The organism is Methylomonas methanica (assembly GCF_001644035.1).
Classification (GTDB): domain Bacteria; phylum Pseudomonadota; class Gammaproteobacteria; order Methylococcales; family Methylomonadaceae; genus Methylomonas; species Methylomonas methanica_A.
This window is the reverse complement of sequence record NZ_LUUG01000128.1, coordinates 59,264-74,151: the sequence shown is the minus strand read 5'-3', so window position 1 is coordinate 74,151 and position 14,888 is coordinate 59,264. Positions and strand designations below refer to the sequence as shown.

The following is a 14,888-nucleotide window of genomic DNA, read 5'->3' as shown; positions in this document are numbered from 1 at the left end:
GCTGCGCTTATCCACCCTACCTGCGGTCGGTTCGAGACATCACAAATCCCAACGCGGCTTTACCCTGCTGGAAATGCTGTTGGTGATTTTTTTGATGGCCCTGGTGGCCTCCACCGGGTTGATGTTGACCGAGGGTGTGGAAGATCAAGCCAAATACGATGAAACCAAGCGCCGCATGGAGTTAATCCGCAAAGCCATCGTCGGCGATCCGGCCCGCACAGTGAACGGCGCCCCGGAGCTTAGCGGCTTTGTGGCGGATATGGGGCGCTTGCCTAACTGCTTGCGAGAACTTACCGATGCTTTGGATTGCACCTCTCCCGGTAACGCGCTAACTACCTCGGCCTTTGACAGTAATAGCGGGCTGGTGGCCGGTTGGCGTGGGCCGTATCTGGTGATGTTACCTGATAGCGACGGTGTGTTACGCCTTCGAGACGGTTATCAGAACGATGATGGCGGCGTCGATTTCGGCTGGGGCTTTCTGAACGATGGCACTCAGATTCAACTGCAAAGCTTCGGGCTGAACTCCGTCGCGGACGGTGCGACACCCGTTGATGACTATCCGGTGGGAGCGACTGTCGCCGCTGTCACACCACTGGTTAATCCCTTCGATTTCAACGTGACTTTCCAAAGTTGGGGCAGCATCACCATTCGCTTTGCCAACACGGGAGCAGGTGCTGTTTCGATTGCGCAAAACAGCCTCCGGTTAGTGCTGAGTTATGCCGACGATAGTCAGCCAGGGGCTATAGGTAAGGTTGAGAGCGCTTCCTTCCCAGCAGCAACCATGAATGTGCCGGTAAGTGGGGTTTCGGTGGCAGTAACAAATGGGCAAACTCTAACTGTCCCTACCGGCACCACATTGAACCTAAATCAAGTTTCGATCGGCAGCGATGGTTTTATAGTACTGCCGTCAATTGCGCAATTGACGTCCAGTGCGCAATTGACGCTAACGTCCCCTTTTGCAGCTCTGCCGGATACGATGGGTCACTTCTCCCTATCCATTGTTTGTAACGATCCGGCCAATCCAAATGCCGTTGATGGCAAGCGGTTCGACGGCGATTGCACGCGTTATGGAACCGAGGCAGTGCCGATTGCTTACACACCAACTAACCAACCCTACCTGTTTCAGGCTATGCCACGCAGTGTCCCAATTGGTCCTCCGGCTCCACTCAGATGGAGCGTCCACCCTTGATAGTTCTAGCTCTCAGCCCCGGTTCTTTCGCTCTCGCATGGGAATCACTACCGGTTTTCAATGTGGGCCGGGATGCATGTCCACGCCGGACCGTCACCGGTATTGACTCAAGCCTTCCTCCCCCCTTTGAAAAAGGGGAATCGAGGGGGATTTATTCGAAAAATCTCCCCCAACCCCTCTTTTTCAAAGAGGGGAGTAAAACACCAGGGCCTTAACTTGACCTGGTTCACACGGTGTTCTGAGGGAATCCCTACCAGCCTTCGCATGCTGGACTATATGCGGAAAGCCGAATGGCCGGTCCGAAATGCCAGTTATGCCCTACCTGCTACGCGGGAGCCTGGAACCGAGGGCGTTAGAGCGACAGAATGCCGATCCATTATCTTTAACGTCCTTAAAACCCAACCGCGATGAAATTTAATCGTTTTCTCCCCTTCGCTACCCCGTCGCAGTTATTGGTCTGCGAGACCGATGGTTTTTCGTTGCGCGCGGCGGTGTTGCGCCGTTCCGATCAGGATATGGAACTGCTCTATCAGGCAAAAACCGAACAGGTGGATATGGCCGAAGGCCTGGGCGATGTGCTGGCGGCGCTGAAAAACCAGGGTTGGCAGGGCGGCGGTTCCGCGATTCTGTTGTCGCCGGCGGTGTTTTCCACGCTGGTGGAGTTACCGGTCAATCCTCGCAAACCCCGGCCTTTATTGCAGATGTTGGAACTGGCGCGTTGGGAAGCCGAGCCGCTGTTGCTGCAGCACGTCACCCGCTGGTCGGTGGGACATTTATTGGTGGGCCAAGGGTATATGACCGAGGAGCAGGCAAGGGCGGTGATGGATATGCAGCAAGGCAAATCCAGGGCCGGCGGTGGCTTGGCGTTGGCCGAGCAGTTTTCCTTAAGGCGTTTTGGCGATCTGGCGGTGGAGTTGGGTTACATCAAGCGCAGTCAGCTCAATGCTTGCTTGACCGGACAGGAATGGCTGAAAGCCGCGGACGAGGCCATCGAAGTGGGTTGGGCGGCGCAGAGCGCGGTGGAAGATATACCCGGTACTTTTAATTGGCTGATTAGTTGCGTGCATCAAAGTTTGTTGCAGCGCTGGTCGGACGCTTTCGCGCGCCAGGGTCTGAAGTTGCGGACCATGTACCCTTTAACCGGTTGCAGCGCGGCCTTGCTTCCCGCGGCAGAAACCCACGCGGTGCTGCTGGAGACCCAGCCCGGTTTGGGTTTTAGCACGCGGATAGCCGGTAGCGGTTTCACCGCGCTACGCCATTACTTGAATCTGCACAAAGCGCCGCTGGATATTTGTCTGGAAAGCTATCACGCGCTGCATGCGCCGCCGCGCGAGCCGGTCTGGCTGGCTAGTTGGCCGCCGGCACCGGAGCTGGCGGCCGATTTGGAGCACATGCTGGAACTGGAGTTGCACCCGCTAACCCATGCTGTGGTTGGGGATAAGGTCTCGCCGGGGATGGCCGGAGCGGCTTGCCACGCATTGGGTTTGGCCGAGGACGAGCGTTGCGTGGGTGTGCGTTTAGGCGGCCCGTTGCCGGCGCTGCGTGATCGCTTGGAGGTGCGAGCAGCGGCGCTGGTGCTGGTGTTATTGGTGTTGGTCGGCGTGGCCGAGCTGTCCTTGTGGGTGCGCAGAAGCAGCGTCGACAGTTACAAGCAACAGGTCGATAACAGCTGGCAGAGTATCGACGAGGCGATTAAACGCATCACCGCCCGAACCGCAGAAATCGGCCAGATCAAGGACAAGATCAAGGGCCTGCGAACCGAACAGTTGCGTCTGGAAAATCTGGCCCGCTTTTACGACGAAGATATTCCGGAGCGCATGGACTTGGTGAAAGGTGTGCTGGGTATGCTGCAAACGCTGGTTGACAATGAGGTGGTCATCGAGCGCCTGGACGAGCCGGATAAGTCGGCATTAAAACCGGCAGCCAATCCGACCCTGCCGCCCAACCCAATCAATGACAAGCGCATCGAAGCCGAAAATCTGGTGCTGGAGGCCTGGGCGCTCAGCGACAGCGCCGCGCAGATGTTTATTAAGCGCGTAGGGGATGCCGCCGCCCGCTGGGATCTGCATGTTCGTGAGCCCAAAGTGACTTTCGGCAAGGGCCCTCTGAGCAGTAACGGCTTCAGTATTTCGTTGCGGCTGGTCAAATTGGCCGAGCCGGACGGCAAAATCATTCGTTTATCCAATCCAAACCCACATGAAACTACCCCCTTTGAGTAATCGCGAACAATGGTTGTCGGCCCTGGCTATCGGCGTGATCGTGATCGGTGGATACGCCTGGTTGCGCTGGGTGCCGGCCAACCGGGAAATCGGCCAGTTGCAGCAAACCGCGGAAGCCACCGATAAGCGCGTACATACCGCCGAGATTCCGGAGGAGCCGGATGAGGACATCGACCGCTTGAAGAGCCAATTAGCGGAACAAGAGCGTGTGCTGGCGGCCATCAAGGATCAGTCGGATAGTGTGGAAAAACACCTGGCTCCGGACGACTCGCAGTTCCTGATCGTGAATATTTCCAAAGTGGCGCGGGATGCACAAATCCATGTGCGTGCCAATGAAGTTTTTAAGGCTGCGGTGAACAGCAATGCCGCGCCGGCTCCTGCGGCACCGGCAACCGGCAAGAAAAACCGGAAAAGCAAGTCGGCGACCGTGACGCCGGCGGCTCCGATCGCGCCCGCGACTGCCGTGATTCCGCCGTTGAGTGCCGGTTGGGTTGCGCGCATGTCGCCGGGTTCGTTGTTGGAAAGGCCGCTGCGGCGCCTGGAGGTGGAGGGCTCTTACCTGGCCTTGAACCGCTTCATTCACGATTTGGACCGGCTGCCGTTTCAAGTGGCGGTGCTGCGCATCAGTGTCGAGCGCATGCCGGTGTTGGCGATGCCGGGTTATCCGCAATCCCTGCTGGCCGAAGTAATTTTGGCGCTGTAAGCGTATGGCTATCAATGACGAACATCTCTTGGAAGCTGGGGTGCGCTGTGGCTTGGTGGAGGCCGCGCAACTGGAACGGATGCGTCTGGAAGCGCGGCGGCAACGCTTAAGTCTGCTGACTATGGTTCAGGCCCATTATCGCTTTCCCTTATCGGCGTTGCACCGGGCGGTGGCCGAGCAATACGGCATGCCGTATGTCGATCTGGATACGTTGCAGGTGGAAAACGCCTTATTAAAAAAAATTCCGCCCAGTCTGGTGCAGCGCAAGTTGCTGTTGCCAGTCAGTGATGGCGAACAGGTCTTACTGATCTGCAGTGATCCGGGCGACCGGGCCGGGATCGATTCGGTGCAACGCTTATTGGGTCAGGTATTGCCGCTGGCAATGGCCGATCTGGCGTTGTTGCAATTAAAGGTTAAGCAGGCATTGGCCGGAAAGTCGGCGCCGGAACAAAGCGGCGCGGTGACGGCGGAGACCGATACCGATTTGGTGGCCATGCTGGATGGTATTATCCGCGAAGCCTATTTTTATCGGGCCTCGGATATTCACTTGTTGCCGGATGCGCAGGGTCTGCGGGTCCGCTTGCGGGTGGACGGCAAATTGCGCGATTTTCCGTTGGTTGCCAACACCGGCGCGGCTGCCGCTCTGGTATCGCGGGTCAAGGTGCTGGCCGGCTTGGATATTGCCGAACAGCGCATGCCGCAGGATGGCGGTTTTTCCTATCATTTGCCCCGGCCCATCGACAAGGGCTTTAACATTCGGGTGGCGACTGCACCGACCCGGCTTGGCGAACGGATTACCCTAAGGCTGCTCGGCCAAGAGGCGTTTGGCTTGACGCTGGCCGATCTGGGCATGATGGATGAAGACTTGCAGCACTTTCGCAAAGTGATCCACCGTCCCTACGGTATGGTGCTGCTGACCGGCCCGACCGGGAGCGGTAAATCGACCACCTTATTCGCCGCGCTGCAGGAAATTAACCGCCCCGACATCAACATCATGACCGTGGAAAACCCCATCGAGTATGTGATGCACGGCGTTTCCCAATTGCAGACCGGGCCGAAAGTCAGCTTTGCCGACGCCCTGCGTTCATTTTTGCGGCACGATCCGGATGTGCTGATGGTGGGGGAGATCCGGGACCCGGAGACTGCCGATGTGGCGGTAAAAGCGGCGATGACCGGGCATTTGGTGTTTTCGACGCTACATACCAACAACGCGGTGAGCGCCGTCACGCGCTTGATCGACATCGGTTGCGAACCGTTCCTGATCGGTTCTACGGTGGCGGCTGTGATCGCTCAGCGCTTGGTACGCCGTTTATGCGGTCATTGCCGCAAACCGCGCTGGGCCACACCGGCAGAGCAGGCGGAACTGGGCCGGGATGAAGATGCTGTGCGGATTTACGAACCGGGTGGTTGTGTGATCTGCCAGGGCAGTGGTTTTCGCGGCCGACTGGGTTTATTCGAAACCCTGTGGCTGGATGAAACCCTGGCGCGCCTGGTGGCACGCGGTACCGATGAGGAAACCCTGGAAGCCAGTGCCGGCGAGCGTTTGAGTTTTATGTGGGAGGACGGTTGCCGTAAAGTGCTGTTGGGCATGACCACGCTGGACGAGTTACGCGATGTGGCGCTCCACAAAACCCGCGGCATGCGCGGAGTAAACTGAGATGGCCGAATTTGTTTACACCGCCTTGGACGAGCGCGGTAACGAGATTGGTGGCAGGCTGCAAGCCGACGATATGGGTAATGCAGCATCGCAATTGCGCCAGCGCGGTTTGCGAGTCTTGGCGTTGCGGCAGGGGCGCGGCAGCAGCGGCTTTTTTGGTCAGGCCAATTTCTCGGACTGGTTGGCCTCGCAACGTTCGGTGTCGACAACAGCGCTGATTTTCTTCTTCAGACAAATGAGTTTTATGCTGCGGGCGGGTTTGCCGGTTGCGCAAGCACTGGAGCTGGCCCAGGCGCAATTGACCAATCCGCGTTTGAATTTGACATTGCGCCTGATGCTGAAAGACATTCGGGTCGGCCAATCGCTGTCGTCGGCAATGAGTAAGCACAAGGCGGTGTTTCCGGAAATGGCGATCAATTTGGTGGTTGCCGGGGAGACCACAGGGGATTTGGACCAAATCATGGAAAGGTTGGCGATACACTTGGATAAAAAAGCCGCACTGCGGGCGCAGACCATCAATGCGATGATTTACCCGGCAATCGTGGTGCTGGCGGCGGTTGGCGTCGGCATTTTCATGGTAGTAAAAATCATCCCCAAATTCAGCAAGTTCTTGATGGGCAAAGGGAAGGCCTTGCCGCCATCCACCCAGTTGCTGGTGGATATTTCCGACTTCGTGCGCCAGCATGGCCTGTGGCTGGCCGGCGGCGCGGCTGCGTTGCTGCTGCTGGTGATATTGATTTATCAAACCCGTAACGGCCGCTTGTGGCTAGACCGGCTGTTGCTGCGGTTGCCAGTGATCGGTTCGCTGCTGGTGACCGGTTCGATGGCGCAGATGAACTGGGCTTTGTCGATTCTGCTGCGCAGTGGTGTGACCGTGTTCGAAGCATTGAAAATCACCGCTAATCTGCTGGGTAACCGGGTTTATGTCGATCAATTGCTGGCAGCGTCCAACCAGATTCTGGAGGGCCGGGATATTGCGCGCAGTATCGATCATCCGCGCATTCCACCCCTGGTGGTGCAGATGGTCGCCGTGGGCGAAGGTACGGGGGCGCTGGACGAGGTGTTACAGGAACTGGGGATTTATTACGAAAAGCTGTTGGAAATTGCGATCAAGCGTCTGTCGGCCCTGATTGAACCGGTGATGATTTTGGTGATCGGTTCGATGGTGGGTTTTGTCTATTATGCATTTTTTCAAGCCTTATTCTCTTTGGTATCGGGACATTAAATGAGTTTGTCGAATTCGATCAAGCCGGTTGTCGGCCTTGCTTTTTCAATGACGGCAATCGCCGTGCATGCCCTGGAATCCCCGGCTACGCCGCTGCCGACTCCCTCGGCGCCGAAGCAGTTGCGCGACCCGTTCACACCCAGTCAGCTTATGTACGATACGGCGGGCGCGCAGGGGGGCGCGGCTGCCGGCGCTTACGGATTTTTGCCCAATCAAGAAACCATGAAGGTGCCGAACCTGAAATTACGCGGTTTGTTGAATCCCTCCGGCAAGGCGTTCATTGCCTTGTTGGAAGTCAGCGGCGTGGGGACTTTTATGGTTCGCGAAGGTGACGAATTCAATTTCGATCCATCGCAACCCAAGAACGCGATCCGCGTCAGCAAAATTACCCGCCTCAGTGTGACCGTTGAAACCGGTACGCTAGGTTCGATCAGGGTGTTGCGCTGACCGGCCTTAGTTAGGGTTTATTTATTGAGTATGTTTAGATTGACGGCGATATGCGCCAATTCGGTGGTGGTCTGCACGTGCAGTTTTTTCTTGATTTGCGTCGCATAGTTGGCGATGGTTTTATTGCCCAAACATAGGTGAGCGGAAATCTTGGCGACGGTCAGACCTTGGGCCAGTAACCTGAATATATCGAACTCGCGTGGAGAGAACGCGTTGACTATTGCTTGATGCTCTACATTGCCGCAGGGTGCCTCAGCGGATGTGAGCAGTCCGGGTTCCGCATAGCTTTTGCCATGCATGATGCTTTCTATAGCTGTCATCAACAAATTTGGTGCCATGTTTTTGGTGATGTAACCTTGCGCACCGGCCTCCAACGCGCGCCGCACGTAAACCTGTTCGTGATAAATGCTGTACACCAAAATCCGCGCATTGGCATCCCGCGCGACTATCCGCCGAATCGCTTCCAGGCCACCGATCCCCGGCATGGATAAATCCATCACCACCATATCCGGTTGGGATTCGTGGTAACGCTGAATGGCCTGTTCGCCGCGTTCCGCTTCGGCGACGACTTCGACATTGCCGCTAATCGACAATAGCATGCGAAAACCTGCGCGTACCACCGCATGGTCGTCGACTAATAATATTTTTATGGTGTTGCTCATGGAAGCGGTGCAATGAATTGGCGTCATAAATTTCGAAACGGGGCTGTAGAACTGCCTTGATGTTTCGGCCTTAAAGTTGACGGCTATTATCCGGGAGTAAATTCCTGGAGTGACGCGGGAAAAATTCTTTTTATGAGCCGGGAAAATGGCGGAGGGGAGTTGCAACTGACTTTGTCAAAACTATCGCTTCATTTAGGTGATTCGGCGATAGACATGATTAGTTCGATTCTGCCAATAGCTGGCCGATCATGCTGTTGGCCTGGTTTAAGTAGCCGCTGCCAAACAGGTTTAGATGGTTGAGAATGTGGTAAAGGTTGTAAAGGGTTTTGCGGGTTTTATAACCACTGTCCAGCGGATATTCGGCTTGATACGCCGCATAAAAATCGCGGCTGAAACCGCCGAAAAGTTCGGTCATGGCCAGATCCGCTTCGCGGTCGCCGTAATAGCAGGCGGGGTCGAAGATTATCGGTTGCCCTTGCTTATCTGCGGCAGCGTTGCCGCCCCATAAATCGCCGTGTAGTAAGGATGGGTGCGGGCGGTAGTCGCTGAAAAAATCGCCAATTCTTTCCAGCAGTTTTTCCCCTTGAGTTTGCAGTGAGCCGCGATAACCATTTGCTGCCGCAAACTGCAATTGCTTGCCCAAACGTTGTTGCCGCCAAAAACTGACCCAGTCGTCGTGCCTGGCGTTATGTTGCGGGGTGGAGCCGATGGTGTTATCGATGGGCCAGCCGAAATAGGCTTGAGGCTTTTGGTGCAGCAAGGCGAGTTGTTGGCCGAAAAGACTGGCGCTACGGCCGTGTAATGCGCCCAATTCGATAAATTCCAACACCAGATAAGCGTGTTGTTGACATTCGCCAAAGCAAATCACTTTTGGTACGCGCACCGCGCCTATGTCGGCCAACTCGCGTAAACCCGCCGCTTCGGCAAGAAACATCTCCGCCAAGTCCACGCGGTTTAATTTGATAAACCAGTCGATGTTGGCGGTTTGTAGCCGGTAAGCACTATTGATGTCGCCACCGCCGATACTGCTAAGGCGGTGGTTTTTCAGAGATTGGCCGGTTTGTGCTTCGAGATGGCTGATTAAATGTTGCAGCGCGGCCATAGTCGATTAACCGGCTACTTTGCCCAGCTGTCGCGCAATGTCACTGTGCGGTTAAACACCAGTTTTTCCGGGGTGCTGTCTGCGTAGTCCAGGCAAAAATAGCCGGTGCGCTCGAACTGGTAGCGGGTATCCGGCGTGGCCTTGGCCAAACTGGCTTCTACCCGGCAATCGCTCAATACTTCCAGCGAGTTGGGGTTGATGCTATCCAGGAAATTGTCCAAGGTGTCCGGGTTGGGATGGCTGAACAGTCTGTCGTATAAACGTAGCTCGGCGGGTAGGGCATGTTGTTCGGATACCCAATGGATTACGCCTTTCACTTTGCGGCCTTCCGGGTTTTTGCCCAAGGTGGCCGGATCGTAACTGCAATGCAGTTCTATAACGTTACCGGCATCGTCTTTAATCGCTTCCTCGCATTTTATGACATACGAGCCGCGCAGTCTCACTTCGCCGCCTGCTACCAAGCGTTTGAAGTCTTTGGGCGGGTTTTCCATGAAATCGTCTTGTTCGATCAGGATGGTTTTGGAGAAGCTGACCTCACGGCTGCCCATTTCCGGTTTTTGCGGATGGTTGGCGATTTGGTAGGTTTCGATTTTGCCGTCTTCCCAGTTGCTGATCACTACTTTTAAGGGTCTTAACACTGCCATCGCTCTAGGCGCGCGTTCGTTCAAGTCTTCGCGAATACAGTTTTCCAAAACGCCCATTTCGATCCAGGAATCATTTTTGGTGACGCCGATGCGTTCGCAGAAATCCCGGATCGCTTCTGGCGTAAAACCCGCTCGACGTAGGCCGGAAATGGTCGGCATCCTCGGATCGTCCCAGCCGTTGACATGCTTTTCGGTAACCAGTTGCAGCAATTTACGTTTACTGACGATGGTGTATTCCAATTGCAGGCGAGCGAATTCGATTTGCTGCGGATGGCAAGGGGTTTGCAATTTGTCCAGCACCCAGTCGTACAGCGGTCTGTGATCTTCAAACTCCAAGGTGCAGATCGAGTGGGTGATGCCTTCCAGCGCATCAGAAATGCAATGGGTATAGTCGTACATCGGGTACAAACACCAGGCATCGCCGGTACGTTGATGATGCACGCGGCGGATGCGGTAGATGGTTGGGTCGCGCATATTAATGTTGGGCGAGGCCATATCGATTTTGGCGCGCAGCACATATTGGCCGTCGGCGAATTCGCCGGCACGCATACGGGTGAACAAATCCAGATTGTCTTCGATGGAGCGGCTGCGGTCCGGGCTAGGCTTGCCGGGCTCGGTCAAGGTGCCGCGGTCGGCGCGCATTTGCTCCGGCGTGGAACTGTCGACATAAGCGTCGCCTTGTTTGATCAACTGCACTGCGTAAGCATAAAGCTGTTCGAAGTAATCGGAAGCGTGATATTTGCCGGCCCACTTAAACCCTAACCACTGCACATCGCGTTCGATGGCTTCCATATATTCGACGCTTTCTTTTTCCGGATTGGTGTCGTCGAAGCGCAAATTGCAGGTGCCGTTGTTCTCGGCGGCTAGTGTGAAATTCAGGCAAATCGATTTGGCGTGACCGATGTGCAGATAACCATTGGGTTCGGGAGGAAAGCGGGTGGCGATTTTGCCCTTGTTTTTGTTGGCGGCCAGATCGGCGGCGATGATGTGTCTGATGAAATTGGATGAAACTGGGCTATCGGAAGCTGACATGTTCGAGTAAATGGCTATGGTTATTTATGAGGTGGGCGGCGAATATCGAGTCAGTCGCCATTTTAACGAGTTTGGCCGGAATTCGTAAAGGCGGCATCATCAGCCGATTTTGCATCAAAATTAACGCAAAATTCATTGTAAATAATTGTATTAAAAGATTTTTACTAAATTATTAGCACTCTTGTTGATCGAGTGCTAGAATTTGGTCATCGTTAATTTATTCCACCGGAAACGAGGGTGATATGAACAACAGCTTGGCTTTGCCGATCAATTTATCGGTTGGGACGTTTGATTCTTATTTGAACTTAGTAGCCCAAATGCCCAAACTCAGCGTCGAGCAAGAGCAGGACTTGGCGTTGCGTTACCGAGATGAAGGCGATTTGAATGCCGCGCGCGAGCTGGTGATGTCCAATCTGCGTTTTGTGGCGCATGTGGCCAGAGGATATGCTGGTTATGGCTTGCCATTGGCGGACATTGTGCAGGAAGGCAACATCGGCTTGATGAAAGCGGTAAAACGTTTCGACCCGGACATGGGCGTGCGTCTGGTGTCTTTTGCCGTACATTGGATCAAAGCGGAAATTCACGAATATGTGATTAAAAACTGGCGCATCGTTAAAGTCGCTACAACTAAAGCGCAGCGCAAACTGTTTTTTAATCTGCGTAAATTCAAAAAAGACTTGAGCTATCTCTCCCAAGACGACGCGGAAGCGATTGCGGAAAATCTGGATGTCGATGTTAAAACCGTTTACGAAATGGAACGGCGTTTGGATGGCCGCGATGTAGGACTTGAGCCGACTGGCGACGACGGCGAAGATCACGTGCAAGCGCCTATCGCATATCTGGAACAGCATGGAGCCGATCCGGCTTTATTGCTGGAAAACAGCGACTGGGAAGACCGCAAGGAAGAATTGCTGATGGATGCGATGGCGAGTCTGGACGACAGAAGCCGCGATATTCTCGCTAGCCGCTGGCTGGTCGAAGAAAAAGCCACGCTGCACGAATTGGCAGATCGTTATCAAGTCTCCGCCGAGCGCATCAGACAGTTGGAACAAAACGCCATGAAAAAGCTGAAAGCAGCGGTGACCTTGGCGGCGTAAAAAATGTTTGGCATTTCTGAAAAACTCAGTATAATGTCGCTTTCTTTGCCGGGGTGGTGAAACTGGTAGACGCGCCGGATTCAAAATCCGGTTCCGAAAGGAGTGTCGGTTCGATTCCGACCCTCGGTACCAAAGAAAGATTTAGAGAAGTACAAAGACATACAGAAACCCGCAGGCCGCCTGGCTTAGCGGGTTTTTTATTGTCCAAAGAAGTGCAACAAAATGCAGTGGCATACACCGTAAACAGTGACGCGCGCGAAAGTGGCGCCAAAACGTATCACTGCGAATCACTTTCGGTGTCACTCGATGGCTAAGAATTTCAATAAAGACACGGTCTACAGGGCAAAAGCCTAAAGACAAAGACTACACCATCAACGACGGAGAATGCTTGATGATGTTGGTCAAAGCCAACGGTTCAAAACTTTGGCGTTTCATCTATCGATTTAAAGGAAAGCAGAATAGGCTTGATTTTGCATCGTAACCGGAAACGGGTTCTGAATGGTATTTGATTGCACCTCATACTCTACCGTTAGCGACAACAAGCTGTTGGTAGTCGCGGGTTATCGGCTTTTCTTTTGCAACACGACCGCCTAAATTGATGCATAATCAGTACTCGGCTGTTGTAGAAAACAACCGGGAACACACCAGTAATGGTTTTTTAAAAGTTAAGAGTAATTTATGGCAGCATTAGTACAAGGTAAAGTTAAGTGGTTCAACGATGACAAAGGCTTCGGCTTCATTGAACAAGATGGTGGCAAAGATGTGTTTGTACACTTTAGCGTCATTCAAGGCAGCGGTCGCAAAACCCTGAGAGAAGGCCAGAGTGTAACGATGGAAGTGACCGCCGGAGCGAAAGGCCCTCAAGCGGAAAACGTGACTCCTCTATAGTGGCCATTTGGTTGCTATCATAGCGAAGCATGGAAGCCGGGTAACACCGGCTTTTTTTTTGCAAAAACAAAAATCCAGATTCCGGTAATGCCCCTATATTATTTTTACCCCTCTGCATGCATCGAGTTTTAGCGCATCGACCCCCCGAAAATTATGTCTCAAAAATCTGGCTCCAATTCTAAACGCACAGATTCTGCCCGCAAGATCTCAACACTAAAGGTGTTATGGCCGTTTATCCGTCCGTATCGGGGCAGAATGTTTCTGGCTTTTTGTTTGTTGTGCCTCGGCTCGGCAACAATTTTGTTAGTGCCTTTGGCATTCCGCGACCTGATCGATTTTGGCTTTGGGCAGCGACAGGCTGAGCAAGGCGGTTTGTTGGGTTCGCTGAGCATGGATGGACACTTTCTGGCTCTATTTGGCTTAGCCTGCCTGTGGGCGGTGACGATAGCCGCGCGTTATTACACCGTCAGTTGGGTCGGCGAGCGGGTGACGGCGGATTTGCGCAGCGCGGTGTACGAGCGGGTGCTGGCCCAGTCGCCGCAGTTTTTCGAGACCCTACAAACCGGGGAAGTGCTATCACGACTGACCGGCGATACCACGTTGATCCAGACCGTGGTAGGCAGTTCGATATCCATGGGTTTGCGCAGTTTATTCCAGTTTGTCGGCGGCATGATCATGCTGGCGGTGACCAGCCTGCATCTGTTCTCGCTGATATTGGGGTTGATGATCTTGCTGACCTTGCCGATTTTGGCAATGGGCAGGAAAGTAAAAAAGCTGTCGCGGGAATCGCAGGATAAGATTGCCGATGCCTCGGCGTTAGCAGGCGAGATTCTCAATGCTGTGTCTACCGTCCAAGCCTATACTCAGGAGCGCCGCGAAGCGAACCGCTTCAGCGAGCGCGCCGAAATCAGTTTTCTCACCGCTGTCCGCCGCAGCCGCTTTCGCTCCGCATTGACGGTGATTGTCATCACCGCCGTGATGGGTTCGATCATTTTCGTACTATGGATAGGCGCCAATCAGGTAAACGCCGGCACCATGACCGGTGGGCAACTGGCTTCTTTCGTACTCTATGCCACACTGGTGTCCAGTGGGGTCAGTACCATAGCCGAAGTCTGGGGCGATGTGATGCGGGCGACCGGCGCAACCGGGCGCCTGCTGGAGCTGCTGCATGCCGAACCGGCGATCATAGATACTGCCACGCCCCAGCCTTTGGCGGACGGCGACAAAGCGGCGATACAATTTCAGCAAGTCGGCTTCAGTTACCCGTCACGCTTACAAACCGCCGCGTTGGATAGTATTGATTTGAGCATAGCCGCAGGGGAGAGCGTCGCCTTTATCGGCCCGTCCGGTGCGGGCAAGACCACGCTGTTCCAATTATTATTGCGCTTTTACGATGCCACCCACGGCACCATCCGCCTAAACGGTCAGGATATTCGTCAGCTATCCTTGCAGGAACTGCGCGGCAAAATTGCCATCGTGCCGCAAGACGCGGTGATTTTCTCGACCACCGCGCTGGAGAATATTCGTTACGGTAGACCCGATGCCAGCGATGAAGACGTGATGGAGGCCGGTCAATTGGCCCAAGTGGCGGAATTTATCGACCGCTTGCCGGATGGCTACCAAACCTTTCTCGGCGAGCGCGGTACGCGCCTTTCCGGCGGGCAGCGTCAACGTATTGCCATTGCCCGGGCCATTCTGAAAAACGCCCCGCTTTTGCTGCTGGACGAGGCTACCAGCGCGCTGGATGCGGAGTCAGAAGTATTGGTGCAACAAGGCTTGAACGCCGCCATGCGAGGGCGCACCACTTTGATTATTGCGCACCGTTTGGCCACCGTTAATAAAGTCAGCCGCATCGTGGTGTTAGATCAGGGACGTATCGTCGAAACCGGTTCTCCAGATGATTTAAGAAAACAAAGCGGACTGTATGCCAGACTGGCAAATCTACAATTCGATGTTCAATAGGATTTTTGCTTAGCGACATTTAATCGATATGGGTTTTTCGGGCGTTAGTTTATTAAGTAAT

At 54.4% G+C, this 14,888-nt stretch carries 13 protein-coding genes and 1 tRNA gene; 11 read left to right on the top strand and 3 right to left on the bottom strand.

The window, feature by feature from the left end; all coding sequences use genetic code 11:
• The 6 genes from A1332_RS22840 to A1332_RS22815 all read left to right on the top strand — a co-directional run.
• Window positions 1-1,189 (top strand): type II secretion system protein (locus A1332_RS22840; protein ID WP_197491545.1); only part of this gene is annotated, 1,189 nt, incomplete at its 5' end.
• Window positions 1,190-1,596: 407 nt separating this feature from the next.
• Window positions 1,597-3,408: a hypothetical protein gene (locus A1332_RS22835; protein WP_064010698.1), complete on the top strand. Its 1,812-nt coding sequence runs from the start codon at window positions 1,597-1,599 to the stop codon at window positions 3,406-3,408.
• A complete protein-coding gene (locus tag A1332_RS22830; RefSeq protein WP_064010697.1) occupies window positions 3,386-4,111 on the top strand; it encodes a hypothetical protein in 726 nt (241 codons plus the stop codon). Before A1332_RS22835 ends, A1332_RS22830 begins: the two co-directional genes overlap by 23 nt.
• 4 nt (window positions 4,112-4,115) lie before the next feature.
• Window positions 4,116-5,768, top strand: coding sequence for a GspE/PulE family protein (locus A1332_RS22825; protein WP_064010696.1), 1,653 nt, complete (start codon window positions 4,116-4,118; stop codon window positions 5,766-5,768).
• A gap of 1 nt (window position 5,769) precedes the next feature.
• Complete coding sequence (locus tag A1332_RS22820; RefSeq protein WP_064010695.1) at window positions 5,770-6,993, top strand: type II secretion system F family protein; 1,224 nt, start codon at window positions 5,770-5,772, stop codon at window positions 6,991-6,993.
• Entirely contained in the window at window positions 6,994-7,440 is a 447-nt protein-coding gene (locus A1332_RS22815; protein ID WP_197491544.1) for a hypothetical protein, read from the top strand.
• A gap of 17 nt (window positions 7,441-7,457) precedes the next feature.
• On the opposite strand, the gene A1332_RS22810 is transcribed toward A1332_RS22815, so the two are convergent.
• The 3 genes from A1332_RS22810 to A1332_RS22800 form a co-directional block, all read right to left on the bottom strand.
• Window positions 7,458-8,102 carry a response regulator transcription factor gene (locus tag A1332_RS22810; RefSeq protein ID WP_064010694.1) on the bottom strand — a complete coding sequence of 215 codons (645 nt, stop codon included), beginning with the start codon at window positions 8,100-8,102 and terminating at the stop codon, window positions 7,458-7,460.
• 217 nt (window positions 8,103-8,319) lie between these two features.
• Window positions 8,320-9,204 (bottom strand): fructosamine kinase family protein, encoded by an 885-nt coding sequence (locus A1332_RS22805; RefSeq protein ID WP_064010693.1) that lies wholly within the window; start codon window positions 9,202-9,204, stop codon window positions 8,320-8,322.
• 14 nt (window positions 9,205-9,218) lie between these two features.
• Window positions 9,219-10,880 carry a glutamine--tRNA ligase/YqeY domain fusion protein gene (locus A1332_RS22800; protein WP_064010692.1) on the bottom strand — a complete coding sequence of 554 codons (1,662 nt, stop codon included), beginning with the start codon at window positions 10,878-10,880 and terminating at the stop codon, window positions 9,219-9,221.
• Window positions 10,881-11,122: 242 nt separating this feature from the next.
• On the opposite strand from A1332_RS22800, the gene rpoH reads away from it, so the two are divergent.
• From rpoH to A1332_RS22780, 5 genes are all read left to right on the top strand, one after another.
• On the top strand, window positions 11,123-11,977 hold the full coding sequence (gene rpoH / locus A1332_RS22795; protein WP_064010691.1) for an RNA polymerase sigma factor RpoH: 855 nt from the start codon (window positions 11,123-11,125) through the stop codon (window positions 11,975-11,977).
• 47 nt (window positions 11,978-12,024) lie between these two features.
• Window positions 12,025-12,109: transfer RNA gene (locus A1332_RS22790), tRNA-Leu, on the top strand.
• 148 nt (window positions 12,110-12,257) lie between these two features.
• Window positions 12,258-12,458: an integrase arm-type DNA-binding domain-containing protein gene (locus A1332_RS26610; RefSeq protein WP_419866006.1), complete on the top strand. Its 201-nt coding sequence runs from the start codon at window positions 12,258-12,260 to the stop codon at window positions 12,456-12,458.
• 197 nt (window positions 12,459-12,655) lie between these two features.
• Complete coding sequence (locus A1332_RS22785) at window positions 12,656-12,865, top strand: cold-shock protein (RefSeq protein ID WP_064010690.1); 210 nt, start codon at window positions 12,656-12,658, stop codon at window positions 12,863-12,865.
• A 153-nt stretch (window positions 12,866-13,018) separates the two neighbouring features.
• The gene (locus A1332_RS22780; RefSeq protein WP_064010689.1) at window positions 13,019-14,827 is read left to right on the top strand and encodes an ABC transporter transmembrane domain-containing protein; all 1,809 of its coding nucleotides are present in this window, start codon (window positions 13,019-13,021) and stop codon (window positions 14,825-14,827) included.
• Window positions 14,828-14,888: the final 61 nt, after the last annotated feature.

Coding starts and splice junctions, on each gene's coding strand:
- A1332_RS22835 (WP_064010698.1), top strand. CDS start 1,597: ATGAAATTTAATCGTTTTCTCCCCTTCGCTACCCCGTCGCAGTTATTG.
- A1332_RS22830 (WP_064010697.1), top strand. CDS start 3,386: ATGAAACTACCCCCTTTGAGTAATCGCGAACAATGGTTGTCGGCCCTG.
- A1332_RS22825 (WP_064010696.1), top strand. CDS start 4,116: ATGGCTATCAATGACGAACATCTCTTGGAAGCTGGGGTGCGCTGTGGC.
- A1332_RS22820 (WP_064010695.1), top strand. CDS start 5,770: ATGGCCGAATTTGTTTACACCGCCTTGGACGAGCGCGGTAACGAGATT.
- A1332_RS22815 (WP_197491544.1), top strand. CDS start 6,994: ATGAGTTTGTCGAATTCGATCAAGCCGGTTGTCGGCCTTGCTTTTTCA.
- A1332_RS22810 (WP_064010694.1), bottom strand. CDS start 8,102: ATGAGCAACACCATAAAAATATTATTAGTCGACGACCATGCGGTGGTA.
- A1332_RS22805 (WP_064010693.1), bottom strand. CDS start 9,204: ATGGCCGCGCTGCAACATTTAATCAGCCATCTCGAAGCACAAACCGGC.
- A1332_RS22800 (WP_064010692.1), bottom strand. CDS start 10,880: ATGTCAGCTTCCGATAGCCCAGTTTCATCCAATTTCATCAGACACATC.
- rpoH (WP_064010691.1), top strand. CDS start 11,123: ATGAACAACAGCTTGGCTTTGCCGATCAATTTATCGGTTGGGACGTTT.
- A1332_RS22785 (WP_064010690.1), top strand. CDS start 12,656: ATGGCAGCATTAGTACAAGGTAAAGTTAAGTGGTTCAACGATGACAAA.
- A1332_RS22780 (WP_064010689.1), top strand. CDS start 13,019: ATGTCTCAAAAATCTGGCTCCAATTCTAAACGCACAGATTCTGCCCGC.